This window comes from Paracoccus sp. 22332 (assembly GCF_052045125.1).
Classification (GTDB): Bacteria; Pseudomonadota; Alphaproteobacteria; order Rhodobacterales; family Rhodobacteraceae; genus Paracoccus; species Paracoccus haematequi_A.
Map to the genome: position 1 here is coordinate 23,560 of NZ_JBQEOI010000005.1, position 20,156 is coordinate 43,715.

Below are 20,156 nucleotides of genomic sequence, written 5' to 3' on the forward strand. Positions count from 1 at the left end.
AAGACGGAGGACAGGACGATGGGCCAGCTGGTCGAGGGCGTCTGGAAGGACGAATGGTATGACACCGAGGCCAGCGGCGGCGAGTTCGTCCGCGACACCTCGCGTCACCGCAACTGGGTGACGGCGGACGGCGGCCCCGGCCCCACGGGACAGGGGGGCTTCAAGGCGGAAAGCGGGCGCTATCACCTGTATGTCTCCTATGCCTGTCCCTGGGCGCATCGGGCGCTGATCTTCCGGGCGCTGAAGGGGCTGGCGGATCATGTCGAGGTGTCCGCCGTCCATCCCGACATGCTGTGGAACGGCTGGGAATTCCGCACCGATTTCGACGGCGCGACCGGCGACCGGCTGTTCGGCCTGCCCTATCTGCGCGACATCTATCTGCGCGCCGATCCCCGTGCCTCGGGGCGGGTGACGGTGCCGGTGCTGTGGGACCGCGACGGCGACCGGATCGTGTCGAACGAAAGCGCCGACATCATCCGCATGTTCAATTCGGCCTTCGACGGGGTGACGGGCAACCGCGACGACTATTGGCCGGAATCCTTGCGCGACCGGATCGAGACCGTGAACAAGCGCGTCTACGACACCGTGAACAACGGCGTCTACAAGGCGGGCTTCGCCACCACCCAGGAGGCCTATGACAAGGCCGTCCACCCGCTGTTCGACAGCCTGGACTGGATCGAGGGCATCCTGGCCGAGAGCCGCTATCTTCTGGGCGACCGCATCACCGAGGCCGACTGGCGCCTGTTCACCACCATCGCGCGCTTCGATGCGGTCTATCACACGCATTTCAAATGCAACCGGCGGCGGATTGTCGATTACCCGAACCTGTGGGCCTGGGCGCGCGAACTGTATCAATGGCCCGGCGTGGCCGAGACGGTGCGCCCCGATCATGTCGTGCGCCATTATTATTTCAGCCACGACACGGTGAACCCCCACCGGATCATCCCCCTCGGCCCGGATGTGGACTGGACCGCGCCTCACGGCCGGGGATGAACGAAGCCCCGGCGCGGGAAAACGCCGGGGCATCAGAGAGAAGAGGGAGGAGAGTGTGGCCGCATCCTCCGGCCACTGGGCTTCGGGTTGTGAACGCGGGCGTGGCGGCGCGGTTCCCCCAGGGACAGCGATGTCACCTTTTTCTTTGATCTGGTGGTCCATCGACGATCCGTTCTTGGCAGATCTCCTCTCAATTCGCCGGTTCGAAGATGCAGGGCGTCTCGACCCTGGGGGCGCCTGGGGGCGGGTGTTCGACGAAGTCGAAGACCTTTGCCAGCATGGCGCCGGTGTCCTGGCGCATCATGCCGATGTTCTGGGGCAGGAAGCGGGCGAAGGGATCCCAGTCGAAGCAGCCGAAGCGCAACGCGGGCAGCCGGGGATGGTCATAGATCCACCGCACCACCCCCTCCAGCGCGATGGTTGAATTGACGAAGATGCCGCTGTGTTCGGCGATCTCGGCCCCGGCCAGGGCCGCTTCGGTCTTGGTGGCCGAATATCCGCGCATGATGCAGCGGTCCGGCGGAATCTCCAGGCCAAGATCGGCATGGGCCGCCATGAAGCCGCGCAGGCGTTCGCGGGTGTTGTGGTCCTGCGCCCGCCCGCCGATGAACCACAGCGGCGCCAGAACGCCGAATTCGTCCCTCACTCGATCCAGGATCTGCCGCGTCAGATCCCGCGCGCCGCCGAAATTGTCCGACACGACCGAGGGCATGGCGGTTCCTGGCAGGTCCAGGTTGATGGTCCGCACCCCCGATGGCGCGCAGACCCCGGCGATGCGGTCGGGATCGGTCGCACCCGTCGCGATCAGGCATTCCGCCTGATAGGAAATCATTTCGCGCGCGGCCTCGACCTCCAGCGCGGGGTCGCGCTGCGTGCAGGTGATGATCGGGAACAGGCCGCGTTCGCGGGCCATCGCTTCGAACCCTTCGGCGATGGCGCCGAAATAGCGGTTGTCGTATTTCGGGATGATCATGCCGATGATGCGCGACCGTTCGCGGCGCAGCAGGCTGGCCTGAAGGTTGACGGCATAGCCCTGTTCCTCGGCAATGCGGGTCACGCGTTCGGCAAGCCGGGCGCTGATCCGGCGCTTTTTCCAGGTGCCGTTCAGGACCGCGCTGACTGCGCTGGGGCTGGTCCCGGCGATCTGCGCCAGATCATAGATCGTGGGCCGTCTTGCTGGATTGTCGCCGATTTCCGCCATGGTTCCCCGACTGAAGAAGAAGGGCGCAGCATGACCGGCCGTGACAGCGATCTTGACACGAATCCAAAGCTGGCGCAATCTCGCTTCATCGATTGAGCATGGAAGCTGCATCGATGGCGCAATCCGGGGGAGGGCGCCGTGACATTTGGGGGGGCGGCTGGCCGGCCTGCTGCGGGTGCCGTGATCCACGGCGCCGTGCGGCCTGCGGGCGTGCCCGACATGAGGAGGAAAGACAGCATGACAAGATTCACCCTTGCGGCATCGTCGCTGGCCCTGACGACCGTGCTGGGCGGCGCGGTCCTGGCCCAAGAGGCCGCGACCATCGCCTTTCTGATGCCCGACCAGGCATCGACCCGATACGAACAGCACGATTTTCCCGGCTTCAAGGCCGCGCTGGAGGAACTGTGCCCGGACTGCACGGTGATCTATCAGAACGCCAATGCCGACGTGTCGCTGCAACAGCAGCAGTTCAACTCGGTCATCGCGCAGGGTGCGAAGATCGTGGTGCTGGATCCGGTCGATTCGGCTGCGGCCGCCGGGCTGGTGCAGATGGCGCAGTCCCAGGGCGTGAAGGTCATCGCCTATGACCGGCCGATCCCGGACGTTCCGGCGGATTACTATGTCTCGTTCGACAACAAGGGCATCGGCCAGGCCATCGCACAGTCGCTGGTTGATCACATGAAGGCCGAGGGAATCGAGGCTGGCGCGGGCGTGTTGCAGATCAACGGATCGCCCACCGACGCGGCGGCCGGGCTGATCCGCGACGGCATCGACGCCGCGCTCGACGCGTCCGAATACAAGACGCTGGCCGAATACGACACGCCCGACTGGGCGCCGCCCAAGGCGCAGGAATTCACGGCAGGCCAGATCAACCGCTTCGGCGCCGACATCAAGGGCATCGTCGCGGCCAATGACGGTACGGCGGGCGGGGCCATCGCGGCGTTGAAGGCGGCGGGCGTCGATCCGCTGCCGCCGGTGACGGGCAACGACGCCACCATCGCCGCGTTGCAACTGATCATCGCGGGCGACCAGTACAACACCATCTCGAAGCCGTCCGAGATCGTGGCCCGCGCCGCGGCCGAGGTCGCCGTGGCCTTCCTCAAGGGCGAGACGCCCGAGGCGAAGACCACGCTGTACGACACCCCGTCGGAACTGTTCGTGCCAGCCGTGGTCACGCGCGAGAACATCAAGGCCGAGATCTTCGACAAGGGTATCCAGACGCCCGAGGAGATCTGCACCGCCGACTATGCCGAGGCCTGCCGCGAACTGGGCATCCTCGAATGATCCACGCAGCGCGCGCCACGGAAGGAGGCACGTCATGACCCAAAACCAAAGCCCGTCGCAGCCGATCCTGAGCCTGCGCGGCATTTCCAAGCAGTTCGGCGCCGTGCAGGCTCTGAAGGACATCGAGCTTGACATCCATCCGGGCGAGGTCGTCGCCCTTGTCGGGGACAACGGCGCGGGCAAGTCCACCCTGGTCAAGGTGCTGGCGGGCGTCCACCAGCCGACCGAGGGCACGATCCAGTTCATGGGCCGCCCGGTGACGATGGACAGTCCCGGCGCGGCGCTGGAACTGGGCATTGCCACGGTGTTCCAGGATCTGGCCCTTTGCGAGAACCTGGACGTGGTCGCGAACCTGTTCCTGGGCCACGAGCTGTCGCCCTGGAACCTTGACGAGGTGCAGATGGAGGTCCAGGCTTGGACCCTGCTGCGCGAGCTTTCCGCCCGCATCCCTTCGGTGCGCGAACCCATCGCCTCGCTGTCGGGCGGGCAGCGCCAGACGGTCGCCATCGCCCGCTCGCTTCTGCTGGATCCGCGCATCGTCATGCTGGACGAGCCGACCGCCGCCCTGGGCGTCGCGCAGACCGCCGAGGTGCTGAACCTGATCGAACGCGTGCGCGACCGGGGCCTGGGCGTCATCCTGATCTCGCACAACATGGAGGATGTGCGCGCGGTCGCCGACCGTATCGTGGTGCTGCGCCTGGGCCGCAACAATGGCGTTTTCACCCCCGAGGATTCGAATGCCGACCTGATCGCCGCCATCACCGGCGCGACGGAAAACGCCGTGTCGCGCAGGCAGGCGCGCAAGCTGGAAGAAGTGGAGCGGTGAGATGAGCGATCCGAACAGCCAAGTGGCCCTGGACCGGTCCGACAGCCGGGTACGCCATGACGAAGGGATCGTCGGCACGATCCGCGGATTTTTCGACCGGGTCCGGTCTGGCGATCTGGGAATGCTGCCCGTCATCGTCGGCCTGGTGCTGATCGCGGCGGTCTTCTGGTCGCTGAACCCGGTCTTCCTGGCGCCCAACAACCTGGCGAACCTGCTGTTCGACGCCGCCGCCGTGGGCTGCATATCCCTGGGCATCGTCTGTGTCCTGATCCTGGGCGAGATCGACCTGTCGGTCGGGTCCATGAGCGGGCTTGCCTCGGCCATCCTGGGGGTGATGTGGGTGCAGATGGGCCTGCCGGTTCCGCTGGCGATCCTGGTCGCGCTGGCGGCGGGGGCGTTCATGGGGCTGGTCTATGCGACGCTGCTGAACCGCTTCGGGATGCCCAGCTTTGTCTCTACGCTGGCGGGGCTGCTGGCGATGCTGGGGTTGCAGCTTTACCTGCTGGGATCGACCGGATCGATCAACCTGCCTTATGCGTCCTTCATGGTCCGGTTCGGGCAGATCCATGTCATGCCCGCCTGGTTCAGCTATCTGCTGGCGGTGCTGCCCGGCGCGCTGATGCTGTGGCTGGGGCTGGACCGGATGCGCAGGCGCGCCGCCGTCAACCTGTCGAACCCCGGGGGGTTGTCGGTGCTGCTGGCCAAGGCGGGCATCCTGACGGTGCTGCTGCTGGTCGCGGTGCATTACCTGAACGGCGGGCGCGGCATCCCGTGGATGTTCGGGTTGTTCGTGGCCCTGGTCGTGGCGATGAACTATGCCCTGACCCGCACGCAATGGGGCCGAGCGATGTTCGCGGTCGGCGGCAACCGCGAGGCCGCGCGCCGGTCGGGGATCAATGTCCACCGCATCCGCATGTCGGCCTTCATGCTGTGCTCGACCCTTGCCGCGCTTGGCGGAATGCTGGCGGCGTCGCGGCTGGCATCCTCCAGCCAGCAGGCGGGGACGGGCGACGTGAACCTGAACGCCATCGCCGCGGCGGTGATCGGGGGGACATCGCTGTTCGGCGGGCGCGGGTCGGCCTGGTCGGCGTTGCTGGGGGTGATCGTGATCCAGGCGATTTCCAACGGGCTGACGCTGCTGAATCTCAGTTCGTCGCTGCGCTACATGATCACCGGCGCGGTCCTGGCCATCGCGGTGATCGTCGATTCGCTGGCGCGGCAGTCGCGGGCAAGCCACGGGCGCGGATAAGGAAGGAACGGACATGGCTGACGAATTGAAGGGCAAGGTCGCGGCGGTGACGGGCGCGGCATCGGGCATCGGGCTGGAATGCGCCCGCGCGATGCTGGGGGCGGGGGCGGCGGTCGTGCTGATCGACCGCGCCGCCGACCGGCTGGAAAGCCTCTGCGCGGAACTTGGCCCGATGGCGCATCCGCTGGTCGTCGATCTGCTGGACGGTCCGCAGGTGGACGGCATCGCCGCACGGATCGAGGAGATCGCCGGGCCGCCGGACATCCTGCACGCCAATGCCGGGGCCTATATCGGCGGCCCGGCGGCCGAGGGCGATCCCGACGCCTGGGACCGGATGCTGAACCTCAACATCAACGCGGCCTTCCGCAGCGTCCGCGCAGTCCTGCCGGGGATGATCCAACGCAAGACCGGCGACGTGATCTTCACTTCGTCGGTGGCGGGCGTCGTCCCGGTGGTGTGGGAGCCGGTCTATACGGCCTCCAAGTTCGCGGTTCAGGCGTTCCTGCACGCAACTCGGCGGCAGGTGTCGCAATACGGCATCCGCATGGGCGCGGTCCTGCCCGGCCCGGTGGTGACGGCCCTGCTGGACGACTGGCCCAAGGCGAAGATGGACGAGGCGCTTGCCAACGGGTCGCTGATGCAGCCGGTCGAGGTCGCCGAAGCGGTGATGTTCATGCTGACCCGGCCGCGCGGCGTGGTGATCCGCGACTTGGTGATCCTGCCGAACAGCGTCGATCTGTAAGGGGGCGGGGATGAAGGATCCGATCTTCCTGGGCATCGACGTGGGCACCGGCAGCGCCCGTGCGGGCCTGTTCGATGCCGCCGGCCGGATGCTGTCCAGTGCGAAACGCGATATCCTGCTGTGGCGCGAGGGCGCCGAGATCGCCGAACAGTCCAGCGACGACATCTGGTCCGCCGTCTGCGCCGCGACACGAGAGGCGGTGGCCGGGGCCGACCCGGCGCGGGTTGCAGGGATCGGCTTCGACGCCACCTGCTCGCTGGTGGTGCTGGGGCCGGGCGGCCAGCCGATCAGCGTCAGCGCCTCGGGCGACGATGCGCGCAACATCGTCGTCTGGATGGACCACCGCGCCGTCGCCCAGGCCGAACGGATCAACGCCCAGGGCCATCCGGTGCTGCGCTATGTCGGCGACGTGATCTCGCCCGAGATGGAGACGCCGAAGCTTCTGTGGCTGCGCGAAACCATGCCCCGGACCTATGCGGATGCCTGGCAGTTCTTCGACCTGGCCGACTATCTGGGCTGGCGGGCGACCGGCGACCTGGCCCGGTCAAGTTGCACCGTCACCTGCAAATGGACCTATCTGGCGCATGAGGATCGCTGGGATCCCGACTATTTCCGCAGCATCGGCCTGGGCGATCTGGCCGAGGACGGCTTCGCCCGGATCGGCCAGCGGATCGTCGCGCCCGGCACCCCGCTGGGCTTGGGGCTGAGCGCGGCCGCCGCCGCCGACCTTGGCCTGCCGCCCGGCATTCCGGTCGCGGCCGGGCTGATCGATGCCCATGCGGGCGGCATCGGCACCGTGGGTATGGCGGGCGGGGCCGAAAGCAACCTGGCCTATGTCTTCGGCACCTCGTCCTGCACCATGACGACGACGCGGGATCCGGTCTTCGTGCCGGGGGTCTGGGGACCGTATTATCAGGCCATGGTCCCCGGCATGTGGCTGAACGAGGGCGGCCAGTCCGCCGCCGGTGCCGCGATCGAACAGCTTCTGTCCTTCCACCCCGCCGCAGCCGAGGCCGGGGCAACTGCCAGGGCCGCGGGCCAGCCGCTGCCGGTCTGGCTGGCGGCGCGCGCGCAGGACAAGGCGGGCAGCCTATCCCAGGGGGTGACGCTGGCCGAGGGCCTGCATGTCGTGCCCGAATTCCTGGGCAATCGCGCGCCCTTCGCCGACCCGCACGCCCGTGCCATCGTTGCGGGGTTGGGGATGGAGCGGGATCTGGACAGTCTGGTCGCGCTGTATGTCGCGGGCCTGTGCGGGATCGCCTATGGCCTGCGCCAGATCATCGAGGCTCAGGACAAGGCCGGCGCGCCGATCGAACGGATCGTCATCTCGGGCGGCGCCGGACAGCTTGACCTGGTGCGGCAACTGCTGGCCGACGGCACCGGCAAGCCGGTCCTGGGCAGCGAGGCCGCCGAGCCGGTCCTGCTGGGATCGGCCATCCTGGGCGCCGTCGCCGCAGGCCGGTTCGCGGACATGCGCGATGCGATGGCGGCCATGTCGCGCCCCGCGGCGGAATACCGGCCCGACGCCGCGGCGACCCGGACCCACGACGCCCGCTTCGCGACCTTCCGTGCCCTGCAATCCGCCCTGCGCGATTCGCGCCGGGGCTGAGCGGCCGAGAAAGCGAGCGGGACTGATCGAAATCCGAAGCCCCAGGCGCGGCGGCGAAAGCTTCGGGGGCCGGTCCGTTCCCGGCGGCTGGCTCCCCGGCAGCGCATGTCGCAAAACAGGGACAAAGCGTCGTCTTTGTTTGACCCCATTTTGTCAGGGTGCTATGGGCGCCGGACTGGGGGTTGGGAAGGGGAATACGGACGCATGACGATGTGGGGTACCTTCCTCAAGCCGATGCACCCGGAAGGTTATCGCTTCCTGACCGTCTTCGCCCTTGTCACGCTTGTTCTATTCCTCGTGTGGGAGCCGCTTGGCTGGCTGGGGTTGGGGCTGACGGTCTGGTGCTATTACTTCTTCCGCGATCCGCGCCGCGCCGTCCCGCAGGGCGAGGGGCTGATCGTCAGCCCCGCCGATGGTGTCGTCTCGCTGATCGAACCGGCCGTGCCGCCCGCCGAGCTGGGGATGGAGGCCGTGGCGCTGACGCGCGTCAGCGTCTTCATGTCGGTGTTCAATTGTCATGTGAACCGTGCCCCGGCGGCGGGGCGTGTGCTGTCGGTCGCCTATCGGCCCGGCAAGTTCTTCAATGCCTCGCTGGACAAGGCAAGCGAGCATAACGAGCGCAACGGGCTGTGCCTGGAACTGGCCGGCGGGCGCCGCCTTGCGGTGGTGCAGATCGCCGGTCTGGTGGCGCGGCGCATCCTGTGCTGGGCCAAGGAAGGCCAAAGCCTGCGGACGGGCGAACGCTTCGGGCTGATCCGGTTCGGGTCGCGCCTGGATGTCTATCTGCCGCCGGGGGTGTCCCCGCTGGTTGCCGTGGGACAGACCATGGTCGCGGGCGAGACGGTGATCGCCGAACTGGCGCGCAGGGAGGCCGCGCGTCCGGCCCTGGTGGACTGAGGATGAACGCCCGCCCGGACCCTCGTCCCCGATTGTCCGTGGTGCAGTTGCTGCCGAACGCCCTGACCCTTGCGGCGCTTTGCGCGGGCCTGACGGCGATCCGCCTGGCCATTGCCGGGGAATTCGACAAGGCGGCGGCCCTGATCCTGCTGGCGGCCATGCTGGACGGCCTTGACGGACGGCTGGCCCGCCGGCTGCGCAGCGAAAGCGCGATGGGCGCGGAACTGGACTCGCTGTGTGATTTCGTCAATTTCGGGGTGGCGCCTGCGCTGGTCCTCTATCTCTGGGCCTTCGACGGAACCGGGGGTGCGGGCTGGATCGCCGCGCTGCTCTATGCCGTGGCCTGCGTGCTGCGGCTGGCGCGGTTCAACATCGGCAGCCGCGACCCGCTGGCGTCGGCCCTGCCCAAGACCTCCTTCGCGGGCGTGCCCTCGCCCGCCGGGGCGATGCTGGCCCTGCTGCCGATCTTCCTGGCCAAGCTCATCCCCGCCGCGGTCCTGCCCGGTCCGGCCTGCGCGCTGTGGATGATGGCGGTCGGGGCGCTGATGATCAGCCGCCTGCCGACTCCCGCGCTGCGCCCGGTCAGCATCCGCCCCGAACAGGCGCGGCTGCTGCTGTTGGCCGTGGTGGCGCTGGGGGCGGCGCTGCTGACCTATCCCTGGCTGACGCTGGTGCTTCTGGACCTTGGCTATTTGCTGCTGCTGGCGCGGGAATGGACCAGACTTCGGCGGCGGTCCGCACGAAAGGTGGAATGAATGGAACTTCAGGCAGTCGAACGATCCTATGCCCGCTGGGCGCCGATCTATGACCGCACCTTCGGGGCGATCACGCAGGTCGGGCGCCGCAGGGCCACCGCGCTGCTGAGCGACCGGGGCGGTTCCGTCCTTGAGGTGGGGGTGGGCACCGGCCTGGCGCTGCGCCACTATGACGGGCGCGTCACGGTCACCGGCGTCGACTACAGCGCCGAGATGCTGGACAAGGCGCGCGCCAAGGTCGCCGCCGAAGGGCTGCGCAACGTGGTCGCGCTGCACCGGATGGATGCCCGCGACCTGGACTTCCCGGATGACAGCTTCGATCACGTCGCGGCGATGCATGTCATTTCGGTGGTGCCGGAACCGGAAAAGGTCATGTCCGAGATCGCCCGCGTGGTGCGCCCCGGCGGAAGCGTGGTGATCGTCAACCATTTCGCGCGCAAGGCGGGTGCGCTGGCCTGGGCCGAACGGATCGCCGCGCCGCTGGCCGACCTGCTGGGCTGGCATTCGGACTTTGACCGCAGCCGCGTGCTGGGCGAAGCGCGGTTGACCCTTGCCGAGGAATGCACCCTGCCGCCCCTGGGCATGATGACGCTGTTGAGGCTTGTGAAGGCCCGATGACCGATCCGCAGGCCGGGCAAGGCCCCGAAAACGATCATCGTTGCCGCAGCGTCAATGAACCGCTAGGACAGCCGCCAGCCACCATCAATCGGGGCCGCGCCATCATCGGCGCCGCCGGGAGGAGCCGATCTTGCTGGACGTGACGACCATCCGCGCCGAACTGGCGGCCCATTACGATCTGGCCCCCTCGGTCGATCTGGCCCGCGACATGGCCCATATCCATGCCCGCATGGACCGGGTGATGCCCTTTCCCGACTGGGCCATGGCCGCGCCCTATGTGGCGGCGATCAATCGGCTGAAGGCGGAACGGGGCGCGGTGGTGCTGGCGCACAACTACATGACGCCCGACATCTATCACGGCATCGCCGACGTGGTGGGCGACAGCCTGCAACTGGCCATCGAGGCCACGCGGGTCGATGCCGACATCATCGTGCAATGCGGCGTGCATTTCATGGCGGAAACCTCGAAGATCCTGAACCCCGCCAAGACCGTGCTGATGCCCGACATGGAGGCGGGCTGTTCCCTGGCCGAATCCATCACCGCCGAGGGGATCGCGCAGATGCGCGCGCAATACCCCGGCGCGCCGGTGGTCAGCTATGTCAACACCACAGCGGCGGTGAAGGCCGCGTCCGACATCTGCTGCACCTCGTCCAACGCCGCGCAGATCGTCGCGGCGATGCCCGGCGACACGGTCATCATGACGCCCGACAAATGGCTGGCGCAGAACGTGGCCAAGCAGGTGCCGCAGAAGCGCATCGTCTGGTGGGACGGGGCCTGCATCGTCCACGAACGCTTCACGCCGCAGGATCTGCGCGATTTCCGGGGCTGGTATCCGGGGCTGAAGATCATCGCCCATCCCGAATGCCCCCCCGACGTGGTGGCCGAGGCCGATTTCGCAGGCTCGACCGCGCATATCATCGACTGGGTGGGCCGCGAACGGCCCCGGCAGGCGATGCTGGTCACGGAATGCTCGATGGCGGCCAACATCTCGGACGCCCACCCCGAGGTCGAGTTCCTGGGGCCGTGCAACATGTGCCCTTATATGAAGAAGATCACGTTGGAAAAGGTGCTGTGGTCGCTGCATTCCATGACCGGCCAGGTCGAGGTGGACCCAGCCATCGCCGCCCCCGCGCGGCGGGCGGTGCAGCGGATGATCGACCTGTCGCGGCAACTGGCGGCCTGATCCGATGATCCGCACCGACCGCGTGGTGATCGTCGGCGCCGGGCTGGCTGCGCTGTATGCGGCGCTGGTGCTGGCGCCGCGTCCGGTGCTGATGATCTCGCCCGATCCGCTGGGCCAGGGGGCCAGTTCCGCCTGGGCGCAGGGCGGGGTCGCGGCGGCGATGGATCCGGCCGACAGCGCCGCGCTGCACGCCGCCGACACGCTGCGGGCGGGGGCGGGCCTTGTCGATGCCGGCGTGGCCCGGCTGGTCACGGCCGAGGCGCGCGACCACATCCTGCGCCTGACGGTGCTGGGCACGCCCTTCGACCGCGACGCGGCGGGCGGCTATGTCCTGTCGCGCGAGGCCGCGCACAGCCTGGCCCGCGTCGTCCGCGTCCAGGGCGACCAGGCGGGGGCGCAGATCATGCGCGCCCTGGCCGCCGCCATCCGGGCCGCGCCCTCGGTCCAGGTGGCCGAGGGCTGGGTGGCGACCGGGCTGCGGACGGACGGCGGCCGCGTGGCGGGGATCGACCTGGCGCGGTCCTCGGGATCGGCAACGGTGACGGTGGCGGCCCCGGCGGTGCTGATCGCCGGCGGTGGCTCGGGCGGGCTGTACGCCGTCACGACCAATCCGCCGCGCATCCGGGGCGAGGCCCTGGGCATGGCCGCCCGCGCGGGCGCGGTGATCTCGGACGCGGAATTCGTGCAGTTCCACCCCACCGCCATCGCCAGCGGCGCCGATCCTGCGCCCCTTGCGACCGAGGCGCTGCGCGGCGAAGGCGCGCATCTGGTCAACGCCCTGGGCGTCCGCTTCATGACCGCGCTGCATCCCGATGCCGAACTGGCCCCGCGCGACATCGTGGCCCGCGGCGTCTATGCCGAGGCCCGGGCGGGCCGCCATCCCGCGCTGGATTGCCGTGCGCTCGGACCCCGCATCGCGGCGGATTTCCCGGCCGTGGTGGCGGCCTGCGCGCGGGCGGGCATCGACCCTGCGCGCCGGCCGATCCCGGTCGCGGCGGCGGCGCATTACCATATGGGCGGCATCGCCACCGATCTGGATGGCCGCAGCAGCCTGCCCGGCCTCTGGGCCTGCGGCGAGGCGGCCTCGACCGGGCTGCACGGCGCGAACCGCCTGGCCTCGAACGGGTTGCTGGAGGCCCTGGTCTTCGCGCGCCGGGCGGCGCTGTCGATCGGCCGCGACGGCCCGCCTGCCGCCCCGGTCGCCTTGCCCGATCCGGCCCCCGCCGCGCCGCCCGATCCCGTCCTGGTGGCGCGCCTGCGCCAGGCCATGACCGCAGGCGCGGGCGTGCTGCGCGACGCCCAAGGTCTAACGGAAGCCTTGCGCGGCATCGCCCGGATCGAGGCCGCGCAGCCCGACTGTCCGCGCCTGGCCAACATGACCGCGACCGCCACGCTGATCTGCGCCGCCGCCCTGGCCCGCCAGGAAAGCCGGGGCGCCCATTGCCGCACCGATTTTCCCGACCCGCTGCCCGATGCCCGCCGCAGCCGCATGACCCTGGCCGAGGCCCTGGCGCTGCGCCCCATCCCCGAACCGGAGCCGTCATGACCCCGCCCTTGCCCGACCTGATCCTGGAACCCCTGGTCCGCGCGGCCCTGATCGAGGATCTGGGCGCGCATGGCGACATCACCACCCGCACGGTGATCCCGCAGGGCACCCGCACCCGCGGCGCCATCCGCGCGCGCCAGGCGGGCACCGCCTCGGGGATGCAGCTTGCCGCCCTGGCCTTCCGCCTGATCGACCCGGCCCTGCGGCTGGAGGTTCTGGTCCCCGACGGCGCCGCCTTCGCCCCCGGCGACACGCTGGCCCGGATCGAGGGCGACGCCGCCGCGATCCTGTCGGCCGAGCGGGTGGCGCTGAATTTCGCGGGCCGCCTGTCGGGCATCGCCACCATGACGGCGGCCTTCGTGGCCGAGACGCGCGGCACCGCCGCCCGCATCACCTGCACCCGCAAGACCACGCCGGGCCTGCGTCTGGTGGAAAAGCAGGCGGTGCTGCATGGCGGCGGCTTCAACCACCGTGTTTCGCTGTCCGACGCGATCCTGATCAAGGACAACCACATCGCGGCAGGCGGCGGCATCCGCGCCGTGCTGGGGGCCGTGAAGGCCCGCGCCTCGCACATGATGCGTGTCGAGATCGAGGTGGACGACCTGGACCAACTGGCCGAAGTCCTGGACGAGGGCGGCGCCGACGTGGTCCTGCTGGACAACATGGACACCGCCGCGCTGCATCGCGCGGTCGCCATGGCCCAGGGCCGCGTGGTGCTGGAGGCCTCGGGCAACATGCGCCTGCCGCGCATCGCCGAGGTTGCGGCGACGGGGGTCGACTATATCTCGGTCGGTGCGCTGACCCATTCGGTGCCCGTGCTGGATCTGGGCCTGGATTTCTGACGCGCACGGACGCGGCCCTCCCGGAGCCTGGGCAAGCACGCTTTACCGCGGCGCGGCCGATCCGGTTTTTGCCGCCTGCGACGCAGCGTCAGACGTCCGCCGAGAACGGCGGAACCCCGACAAGGCCGTCATGGGCAAGCTTGCATGGACGCGTAGATCGGTGTCGCCGCAGCGCGCGGACAGCCAGCGACGACACCGGGGGACGACGGCATTGCTGGACGAATTGCGGCGGTATGACTTGACCGTTAAGCCACGTCACGCCACCAGCCGATAGCCTCCCGATTCCGTCACCAGCAGGCGCGCATTGCTGGGATCGGGTTCGATCTTCTGGCGTAGGCGATAGATGTGGGTTTCCAGCGTGTGCGTGGTCACGCCCGCGTTATAGCCCCAGACCTCGTGCAGCAGCACGTCCCGGGCCACTACCCCGTCCTGGGCGCGGTACAGGAATTTCAGGATGTTGGTTTCCTTCTCGGTCAGGCGGATCTTGCGGTCCTTCTGGTCAATCAGCATCTTCATCGCCGGCTTGAAGGTGTACGGCCCCAACTGGAAGATCGCGTCTTCGGACTGTTCATGGGTGCGAAGCTGCGCGCGCAGGCGGGCCAGCAGGACCGGGAACTTGAACGGCTTGGTGATGTAATCGTTGGCGCCCGCGTCCAAGCCCAGGATGGTGTCGGCGTCGGTGTCGTGGCCGGTCAGCATCACGATGGGGCATTTGACGTTCAGCTTGCGCAGCTTCTTGCACAACTCGCGCCCGTCGGTGTCGGGCAGGCCCACGTCCAGGATCACCAGGTCGAAGATCGCGCCCTTGGCGGCCTCGACGGCGGCGGTGCCGCTGCCGGCCTCGGTCACGTCGAAGTCGTCGGTGGCGGTCAATTGTTCGGCCAGGGCCTCGCGCAGGTCTTCCTCGTCATCGACCAGCAGGATTTTTTTCAGTCCGGGCATGTTGCCTCCTGTCTCTTGTTGCGCAAAGACGTGGGCGAGGCCGCGCCGCCCGTCCAGCATCATGTCGGAAATCTCACATGGAGTTGTCGGCATGGATGCTTATGTTTCAAATTGTTTCAAAACTCCGGGACCGTCCATGAGCCTGATCCCCACCCTGACCGAGGTCGTGTCCCGCGCGCGGACCGATCTGCGCATGGGCCTGCCGGTGATGATCGGCGGGCACCTGGTCGCGGCGGTGGAAACGCTGTCGCCCGCACGGCTGGACGCGATCCGCGTCCTGGGTCGGCCCGTGCTGGCCATGACCGAACGCCGGGCCGAGACGCTGAAGGCGCGGGCCTATGACGACGGGCTGGCCCGCGTGATCGTGCCGCCGGAGGCCGACCATGCCTGGCTGCGGGCGCTGGCCGATCCCTCGGGCGATCTGATGACGCCGATGAAGGGGCCGCTGTTCACGGAACGCGACGGCGACGCGACGCCGCATCTGGCCGGACTGGCGCTGGCGAAATCGGCGCAGCTTCTGCCCGCCGTTCTGGTGGTGGCAAGCGCGCCGCTGCCCGGTCTGACCCAGGTTGCGCCCGGCCCGCTGCTGGCGCAGCTTGCGCATGAGGCGGCCCTGGCCCCGGTCGCCGCCGCCAACCTGCCGCTGGCCGCGGCCGAGAAATCGCGCCTGCACATCTTCCGCCCCGACGATGGCGGGGCCGAACATTACGCCATCGAGATCGGCGATCCCCCCAGGGACGCCCCGGTCCTGGCGCGGCTGCATTCGGCCTGTTTCACCGGCGATGTGCTGGGCAGCCTGAAATGCGATTGCGGCCCGCAGCTTCATGCCGCGCTGGCGGCGATGGGTCAGGCGGGGCAGGGGGTGCTGCTGTATCTGAACCAGGAAGGCCGGGGGATCGGGCTGGCCAACAAGATGCGCGCCTATGCGTTGCAGAACCAGGGATTCGATACGGTGCAGGCCAACCACCGGCTGGGGTTCGAGGATGACGAGCGCGATTTCCGCATCGGCGCGGCGCTGCTGCGGCGGATGGGATTTTCGGCGGCGCGGCTGATGACGAACAACCCGCGCAAGGTCGCGATGCTGGAAAGCCACGGCATCGCCGTGGCGGAACGTGTGCCGCTGGTGGTCGGCCGCAACCGCTTCAACACCGGCTATCTGGACACCAAGGCGGCGAAATCGGGGCATCTGCTGTGACGCCGGGCGATCTGGTCCTGACGCCGCAGGGGGTGCGGTTCCGGGGGCGGCTGTTTCCTTGCAGCATCGGCAAGAGCGGCGTGACCCGCGACAAGCGCGAGGGCGACGGCGCCACCCCCGCCGGGATCTGGCGGATCACCGGGCTGTGGTACCGCCCCGACCGTCTGCCCCCGCCCGCGCCTTGGGCGCGACCCATCGGGCCGGGCGATCTGTGGTGCGATGCGCCGGATCATCCGGGGTATAACCATCATGCCCGCGCCCCGCTGGCCGCCAGCCATGAACGGCTGCGGAGGGCGGATCCGCTGTATGACCTGATCCTGACCACCGACTGGAACTGGCCCGATGCGGTGCCGGGGTGCGGATCGGCGATCTTCCTGCATCAGTGGCGCAGGCCCGGTTTCGGGACCGAGGGCTGCATTGCCTTCGCGCGTCGGGATCTGATGTGGATCGCCCGGCGGGCTGCGCCGGGGACGCGGGTGATTGTGCCGTGACGTTGACCGGACGGGACAAGGAAACGCACTGCGTTTCCCCCGTCCGCCATGCGACCTTGCCATCAGAGACGGTGCCGTCCCGCGACCACGAGAGGCCGGCGCCCGACCCGGTGGGCGTGAAGCGCCCGCCGGGGGCAGGGCGGGCGCTGGCCGGGCGTTGAAGGCCCGGCGGTTCCGGTGGCGATGTCGCGGCGTGGCGAAGGCGAGGGCCTTCGCCAGTGATCGGTCCCTACAGCGCATTCCTCGGCATCGGCAGTTCGCCCCGGTTATACGGTCCCCAATCCGTCACCTCGGGGTAAAATTGCCGCCGCCACGCCCGGACGCGCGGGTTCATGCGACGCCGCCACCAAGGCGGGACCATGGCGACGAAGGTCATCGCCGGATAGCCCAGCGGCAGTTGCGGCGCCTGGTCCGCGCCATAGGTTTGCAGCAGCGGAAACCGCCGGTCGGGCTTGGTGTGATGATCCGAATGGCGTTGCAGGTTGATCAGCAGCCAGTTCGACGCCCTATGGCTGGCGTTCCAGCTGTGGCGCGGCAGGACAGGCTCGTATTGCCCCTTGCCCAGATGCTTGCGGGTCAGGCCGTAATGTTCGACGTAATTCGTCAGTTCAAGCTGCCAGATCGCGACGAAGGCCTGGAACAGGAACAGCGCCAGCCCCTGCGCCCCGCCAAGCGCCATGGCCAGCGCGATCATCGCCCCTTGCAGCGCGGCGTATCGCCAGAACGGGTTGCGGCGGTCCCAGGGGCTGCGGCCCGCCCGCGCCAGCAGCCGGGTTTCCGCCCGCCAGGCGCTGCGCGGGCCGTCGCGCAGCACCCGCGCGAAGAAGCGATAGAACCCCTCGTTATAGCGCGCCGACACGGCGTCGCGCGGAGTCGAGACCCAGGCGTGATGGACCAGAAGGTGCTCGGTGCGGAAATGCGAATACAGGGTGGATGCCAGCAGCAAGTCGCCCATCCAGCGTTCGACGGCGGTCTTCTGGTGCAGCAGCTCATGGGCGTACACCATGCCGATGCTGCCCGACAGCACGCCGATGCCGAAGAACAGGCCCAGCTTTTCCAGCCCCGACAGATGCCCGGAATGGGCCGCATACCAGATCGAACCGAAGATCGCCGCGAATTGCAGCGGGAACCAGATCACCGTGACGGCGCGGTGCCAGAACAGGGCGCGGGTTTCGGTCCCCGGATCCGGGTTCGCCGGATTCAGGCCCAGCACCCCGTCAAGCGCGATGGTCAGATACCAGGCGTAACCGGGCAGCAGCATCCACCACAACCCGCCATTCCAGGCGGCCAAGGCGACCAGCGGCAGCATCACCACCGACATCCAGAAGGGCGCGGCGGCGGGCGGTCTGCTGGGGGTTGAATCGCTCATCCACAGGACATTACGCAGCGATGTCGGCGCGCGCCATATCCCAGACCTTGCGCATCAGGCCGGGCAGGGAACTGCGGTCGATATGCCGCAGGGGCACCAGGCGGCCGCGCGTGGGCGGGCCGTCCAGATCGCCCAGCATCACCTGCAAGGACAGGGTGAAATGGGTGAAGACATGGCGGACATGGCCGATCTCTCGCCAGGCGGCGATGCCGGGCGGTGGCAGGTCGCGTCCGTCCCAATGGGCCGAGGGGAAGGCCAGCGTGCCGCCCAGCAGGCCCTTGGCCGGGCGTTCCTCGAACAGCACGGCGTCACCGTGGCGGGCGACCCAGGCGATGCCGCTGCGGTCGGGCTTGGCAGCCTTCGGCGTCTTGCGCGGCAGGCTGGCGGCGATGCCTGCGGCACGGGCGTCGCAATCGTCGATCAGCGGGCAGATGCCGCAGGCCGGGCTGCGCGGCGTGCAGATCGTCGCGCCCAGATCCATCATCGCCTGTGCGTAATCGCCGGGCCGATTGCGGGGCGTCAGCGTTTCGGCAAGGACCACCAGTTCGGGCTTGGCGGCGGGCAGGGGCGTTTCCACCGCGAACAGCCGCGCCACCACCCGTTCGACATTGCCGTCCACCACCGTTTCCGGCGCGTCATAGGCGATCGCCGCGATCGCGGCCGAGGTATAGGCCCCGATCCCCGGCAAGTCCCGCAGCCCGTCGCGCGTGTCCGGAAACCCGCCCGCGGCCGTCACCGCCCGAGCGCAGGCCAGCAGGTTGCGGGCGCGGGCATAGTATCCAAGCCCCGCCCATTCGGCCATGACCTGCGCATCCGGCGCGGCGGCCAGATCCTGCACGCTGGGCCACAGCGTCGTGAAGCGTTCGAAATAGGCCTTGACCGCCGCGACGGTGGTCTGTTGCAGCATCACCTCGGACAGCCAGACACGATAGGGGTCGGCCGCGGCCCCATTCGGCCCGCCGCCCGGCGGGACGCGCCAAGGCAGGACGCGCGCGTGGCGGTCGTACCAGTCCAGCAGATGCGGGGCGATCACCTTGGTGTCACGCAATATTCAGTCCCTCGCTTTCCGGACGCGCTTTCATCCCGCGCCGGGGCTGATTAAGGATATGGGGGTGACAATGCACCAGGCAAAGATGGCAAAAGCGTCCGACCGTCCCCGCAACCCCCAGGCAAGCCGCAGGCGCGGCTTCCAGCAAGCGTCGGCGCTGCTGGCCGACCGGGTGCAGAAGGCGGCCGAGGGGCGGGGATTCGCCATGGCCCGTCTGCTGACCCATTGGCCCGAGATCGCCGGTCCCCGGCTTGCCGGGATGACCCGGCCGGTGCGCATCAGCCACGCGCGCGGCGGGTTCGGCGCCACCCTGACGCTGCTGACCGCCGGCCCCGTCGCGCCGCTGGTGGAAATGCAGCTGCCGCAGCTGCGCGACCGGGTGAACGCCTGCTATGGCTATAACGCGGTGCAGCGGATCGTGCTGACCCAGACGGCGGCCAGCGGATTCGCCGAAGGGCAGGCGGTCTTTGCCCCGGCCCCCGCCCAGGCCGCGCCGCCCGATCCGCAGATCGTCGAAAAGGCCGACCGCATCGGCCGTCAGTTCCAGGATCCGGCCCTGGCGCAGGCGATGGCGCTGCTGGCCCTGAACATCGAAACCAAACGACACCGGAACCACCGAAAGGATTTTCCATGCTGACCCGTTTCGCCGTCGCGGCCCTGGCGCTTGCCCTGGCCGCCCCCGCCGCGATGGCCCAGGACGCCGACGCGACCGCGACCCTGCCCGACATCGCCATGGGATCCGAGGACGCGCCCCTGACCATCGTCGAATATGCCAGCTTCACCTGCGGCCATTGCGCCAATTTCCATGCCGAGAACTGGCCGAAGCTCAAGGCCGAGTATGTCGATACCGGCAAGGTGAAGTTCATCCAGCGTGACGTGTATTTCGACCAGCCGGGCCTGTGGGCGGGCGTCTTGGCGCGCTGCGGCGGGGACGATAAGTTCTATCCCGTATCCCACATGCTGTTCGACGAACAGAAGGACTGGCTGGCCGGCGGCACCGGAGAGGAGATCGCGGCCAACCTGCGCAAGATCGGCCTGAAGGCGGGCATGACCGAAGACCAGATGACCGCCTGCTGGGAAGACACCGCCAAGGCCGAACAGCTGATCGCAACCTTCCAGAAGAACGCCACAGCCGACGGGATCGAGGCGACGCCGACCTTCATCATCGGCGGCAAAAAGGTTCAGAACCAGCCCTGGGACGACATGAAGGCCGTCATCGACGCCAAGCTGGCCGAGGCCGAACCCGCCTCGGCGAACTGACCGCACCCGTCTGACGCATGTGGCCCGCCTGACACAAGGCGGGCCTGACGCCGCACGTTTTCCCCATGCAAACCGTGCGGAATTGCCTTTTGATGTCGCGCGCCCC

Annotated in this window: 20 protein-coding genes; 16 read left to right on the forward strand and 4 right to left on the reverse strand. The window is 68.7% G+C overall.

Annotation, left to right across the window (positions count from 1 at the left end; all coding sequences use genetic code 11):
- Positions 1-18 precede the first annotated feature (18 nt).
- Positions 19-993: a glutathione S-transferase family protein gene (locus tag ACTJI6_RS07305; protein ID WP_440799186.1), complete on the forward strand. Its 975-nt coding sequence runs from the start codon at positions 19-21 to the stop codon at positions 991-993.
- A 190-nt stretch (positions 994-1,183) separates the two neighbouring features.
- Here the strand turns inward: ACTJI6_RS07305 and ACTJI6_RS07310 are convergent, their stop codons facing one another.
- On the reverse strand, positions 1,184-2,194 hold the full coding sequence (locus ACTJI6_RS07310) for a LacI family DNA-binding transcriptional regulator (RefSeq protein WP_440799188.1): 1,011 nt from the start codon (positions 2,192-2,194) through the stop codon (positions 1,184-1,186).
- 237 nt (positions 2,195-2,431) lie between these two features.
- Between ACTJI6_RS07310 and ACTJI6_RS07315 the strand changes: the two genes are divergently transcribed.
- The 11 genes from ACTJI6_RS07315 to nadC all read left to right on the forward strand — a co-directional run bounded on the left by ACTJI6_RS07315 (position 2,432) and on the right by nadC (position 13,745).
- Positions 2,432-3,478: an ABC transporter substrate-binding protein gene (locus ACTJI6_RS07315; RefSeq protein WP_440799191.1), complete on the forward strand. Its 1,047-nt coding sequence runs from the start codon at positions 2,432-2,434 to the stop codon at positions 3,476-3,478.
- Positions 3,479-3,512: 34 nt separating this feature from the next.
- Positions 3,513-4,304 (forward strand): ATP-binding cassette domain-containing protein, encoded by a 792-nt coding sequence (locus ACTJI6_RS07320; RefSeq protein WP_440799193.1) that lies wholly within the window; start codon positions 3,513-3,515, stop codon positions 4,302-4,304.
- A gap of 1 nt (position 4,305) precedes the next feature.
- Entirely contained in the window at positions 4,306-5,553 is a 1,248-nt protein-coding gene (locus ACTJI6_RS07325; RefSeq protein ID WP_440799195.1) for a sugar ABC transporter permease, read from the forward strand.
- Positions 5,554-5,566: 13 nt separating this feature from the next.
- Positions 5,567-6,295, forward strand: a complete 729-nt coding sequence (locus tag ACTJI6_RS07330) for an SDR family oxidoreductase (protein WP_440799197.1) — start codon at positions 5,567-5,569, stop codon at positions 6,293-6,295.
- A 10-nt stretch (positions 6,296-6,305) separates the two neighbouring features.
- Positions 6,306-7,904 carry an FGGY-family carbohydrate kinase gene (locus ACTJI6_RS07335; RefSeq protein ID WP_440799199.1) on the forward strand — a complete coding sequence of 533 codons (1,599 nt, stop codon included), beginning with the start codon at positions 6,306-6,308 and terminating at the stop codon, positions 7,902-7,904.
- A 204-nt stretch (positions 7,905-8,108) separates the two neighbouring features.
- Positions 8,109-8,801 (forward strand): phosphatidylserine decarboxylase, encoded by a 693-nt coding sequence (locus ACTJI6_RS07340; protein WP_440799201.1) that lies wholly within the window; start codon positions 8,109-8,111, stop codon positions 8,799-8,801.
- Positions 8,802-8,803: 2 nt separating this feature from the next.
- Positions 8,804-9,556, forward strand: a complete 753-nt coding sequence (pssA, locus tag ACTJI6_RS07345) for a CDP-diacylglycerol--serine O-phosphatidyltransferase (RefSeq protein ID WP_440799203.1) — start codon at positions 8,804-8,806, stop codon at positions 9,554-9,556.
- The gene (locus ACTJI6_RS07350) at positions 9,557-10,174 is read left to right on the forward strand and encodes a class I SAM-dependent methyltransferase (protein WP_440799205.1); all 618 of its coding nucleotides are present in this window, start codon (positions 9,557-9,559) and stop codon (positions 10,172-10,174) included.
- 130 nt (positions 10,175-10,304) lie between these two features.
- Positions 10,305-11,357, forward strand: a complete 1,053-nt coding sequence (nadA, locus tag ACTJI6_RS07355; RefSeq protein WP_440799207.1) for a quinolinate synthase NadA — start codon at positions 10,305-10,307, stop codon at positions 11,355-11,357.
- 4 nt (positions 11,358-11,361) lie between these two features.
- Positions 11,362-12,903: an L-aspartate oxidase gene (locus ACTJI6_RS07360; protein ID WP_440799209.1), complete on the forward strand. Its 1,542-nt coding sequence runs from the start codon at positions 11,362-11,364 to the stop codon at positions 12,901-12,903.
- The gene (gene nadC / locus ACTJI6_RS07365) at positions 12,900-13,745 is read left to right on the forward strand and encodes a carboxylating nicotinate-nucleotide diphosphorylase (protein ID WP_126153650.1); all 846 of its coding nucleotides are present in this window, start codon (positions 12,900-12,902) and stop codon (positions 13,743-13,745) included. The genes ACTJI6_RS07360 and nadC overlap by 4 nt, the downstream gene beginning before the upstream one ends.
- Before the next feature lie 255 nt (positions 13,746-14,000).
- On the opposite strand, the gene ACTJI6_RS07370 is transcribed toward nadC, so the two are convergent.
- Positions 14,001-14,687, reverse strand: coding sequence for a response regulator transcription factor (locus ACTJI6_RS07370; RefSeq protein WP_440799211.1), 687 nt, complete (start codon positions 14,685-14,687; stop codon positions 14,001-14,003).
- A 136-nt stretch (positions 14,688-14,823) separates the two neighbouring features.
- Between ACTJI6_RS07370 and ribA the strand changes: the two genes are divergently transcribed.
- Both ribA and ACTJI6_RS07380 read left to right on the forward strand, forming a co-directional pair.
- Positions 14,824-15,882, forward strand: a complete 1,059-nt coding sequence (gene ribA / locus ACTJI6_RS07375; RefSeq protein ID WP_440799213.1) for a GTP cyclohydrolase II — start codon at positions 14,824-14,826, stop codon at positions 15,880-15,882.
- Positions 15,879-16,373, forward strand: a complete 495-nt coding sequence (locus tag ACTJI6_RS07380) for a L,D-transpeptidase family protein (RefSeq protein ID WP_440799215.1) — start codon at positions 15,879-15,881, stop codon at positions 16,371-16,373. The genes ribA and ACTJI6_RS07380 overlap by 4 nt, the downstream gene beginning before the upstream one ends.
- A gap of 229 nt (positions 16,374-16,602) precedes the next feature.
- Here ACTJI6_RS07380 and ACTJI6_RS07385 read toward each other — a convergent pair whose 3' ends face one another.
- Both ACTJI6_RS07385 and ACTJI6_RS07390 read right to left on the reverse strand, forming a co-directional pair.
- Complete coding sequence (locus ACTJI6_RS07385) at positions 16,603-17,742, reverse strand: alkane 1-monooxygenase (protein WP_440799217.1); 1,140 nt, start codon at positions 17,740-17,742, stop codon at positions 16,603-16,605.
- A 10-nt stretch (positions 17,743-17,752) separates the two neighbouring features.
- Positions 17,753-18,790, reverse strand: a complete 1,038-nt coding sequence (locus ACTJI6_RS07390; RefSeq protein WP_440799219.1) for an A/G-specific adenine glycosylase — start codon at positions 18,788-18,790, stop codon at positions 17,753-17,755.
- A gap of 85 nt (positions 18,791-18,875) precedes the next feature.
- Here ACTJI6_RS07390 and ACTJI6_RS07395 point away from each other — a divergent pair, with 85 nt between their 5' ends.
- Both ACTJI6_RS07395 and ACTJI6_RS07400 read left to right on the forward strand, forming a co-directional pair.
- The gene (locus ACTJI6_RS07395) at positions 18,876-19,427 is read left to right on the forward strand and encodes a DUF721 domain-containing protein (RefSeq protein ID WP_440799221.1); all 552 of its coding nucleotides are present in this window, start codon (positions 18,876-18,878) and stop codon (positions 19,425-19,427) included.
- Entirely contained in the window at positions 19,421-20,050 is a 630-nt protein-coding gene (locus tag ACTJI6_RS07400) for a DsbA family protein (protein WP_440799223.1), read from the forward strand. Before ACTJI6_RS07395 ends, ACTJI6_RS07400 begins: the two co-directional genes overlap by 7 nt.
- The last annotated feature ends 106 nt before the right edge of the window (positions 20,051-20,156 follow it).

What these genes read in the sequence shown, in the direction of transcription:
- ACTJI6_RS07315 (WP_440799191.1), top strand. Translation starts at nt 2,432, where the DNA reads ATGACAAGATTCACCCTTGCGGCATCGTCGCTGGCCCTGACGACCGTG.
- ACTJI6_RS07330 (WP_440799197.1), top strand. Translation starts at nt 5,567, where the DNA reads ATGGCTGACGAATTGAAGGGCAAGGTCGCGGCGGTGACGGGCGCGGCA.
- pssA (WP_440799203.1), top strand. Translation starts at nt 8,804, where the DNA reads ATGAACGCCCGCCCGGACCCTCGTCCCCGATTGTCCGTGGTGCAGTTG.
- ACTJI6_RS07340 (WP_440799201.1), top strand. Translation starts at nt 8,109, where the DNA reads ATGACGATGTGGGGTACCTTCCTCAAGCCGATGCACCCGGAAGGTTAT.
- ACTJI6_RS07385 (WP_440799217.1), bottom strand. Translation starts at nt 17,742, where the DNA reads ATGAGCGATTCAACCCCCAGCAGACCGCCCGCCGCCGCGCCCTTCTGG.
- ACTJI6_RS07370 (WP_440799211.1), bottom strand. Translation starts at nt 14,687, where the DNA reads ATGCCCGGACTGAAAAAAATCCTGCTGGTCGATGACGAGGAAGACCTG.
- ACTJI6_RS07360 (WP_440799209.1), top strand. Translation starts at nt 11,362, where the DNA reads ATGATCCGCACCGACCGCGTGGTGATCGTCGGCGCCGGGCTGGCTGCG.
- ACTJI6_RS07310 (WP_440799188.1), bottom strand. Translation starts at nt 2,194, where the DNA reads ATGGCGGAAATCGGCGACAATCCAGCAAGACGGCCCACGATCTATGAT.
- ACTJI6_RS07335 (WP_440799199.1), top strand. Translation starts at nt 6,306, where the DNA reads ATGAAGGATCCGATCTTCCTGGGCATCGACGTGGGCACCGGCAGCGCC.
- ACTJI6_RS07350 (WP_440799205.1), top strand. Translation starts at nt 9,557, where the DNA reads ATGGAACTTCAGGCAGTCGAACGATCCTATGCCCGCTGGGCGCCGATC.
- ACTJI6_RS07395 (WP_440799221.1), top strand. Translation starts at nt 18,876, where the DNA reads ATGGCAAAAGCGTCCGACCGTCCCCGCAACCCCCAGGCAAGCCGCAGG.
- ACTJI6_RS07325 (WP_440799195.1), top strand. Translation starts at nt 4,306, where the DNA reads ATGAGCGATCCGAACAGCCAAGTGGCCCTGGACCGGTCCGACAGCCGG.
- ACTJI6_RS07305 (WP_440799186.1), top strand. Translation starts at nt 19, where the DNA reads ATGGGCCAGCTGGTCGAGGGCGTCTGGAAGGACGAATGGTATGACACC.
- ACTJI6_RS07320 (WP_440799193.1), top strand. Translation starts at nt 3,513, where the DNA reads ATGACCCAAAACCAAAGCCCGTCGCAGCCGATCCTGAGCCTGCGCGGC.
- ribA (WP_440799213.1), top strand. Translation starts at nt 14,824, where the DNA reads ATGAGCCTGATCCCCACCCTGACCGAGGTCGTGTCCCGCGCGCGGACC.
- nadC (WP_126153650.1), top strand. Translation starts at nt 12,900, where the DNA reads ATGACCCCGCCCTTGCCCGACCTGATCCTGGAACCCCTGGTCCGCGCG.
- ACTJI6_RS07400 (WP_440799223.1), top strand. Translation starts at nt 19,421, where the DNA reads ATGCTGACCCGTTTCGCCGTCGCGGCCCTGGCGCTTGCCCTGGCCGCC.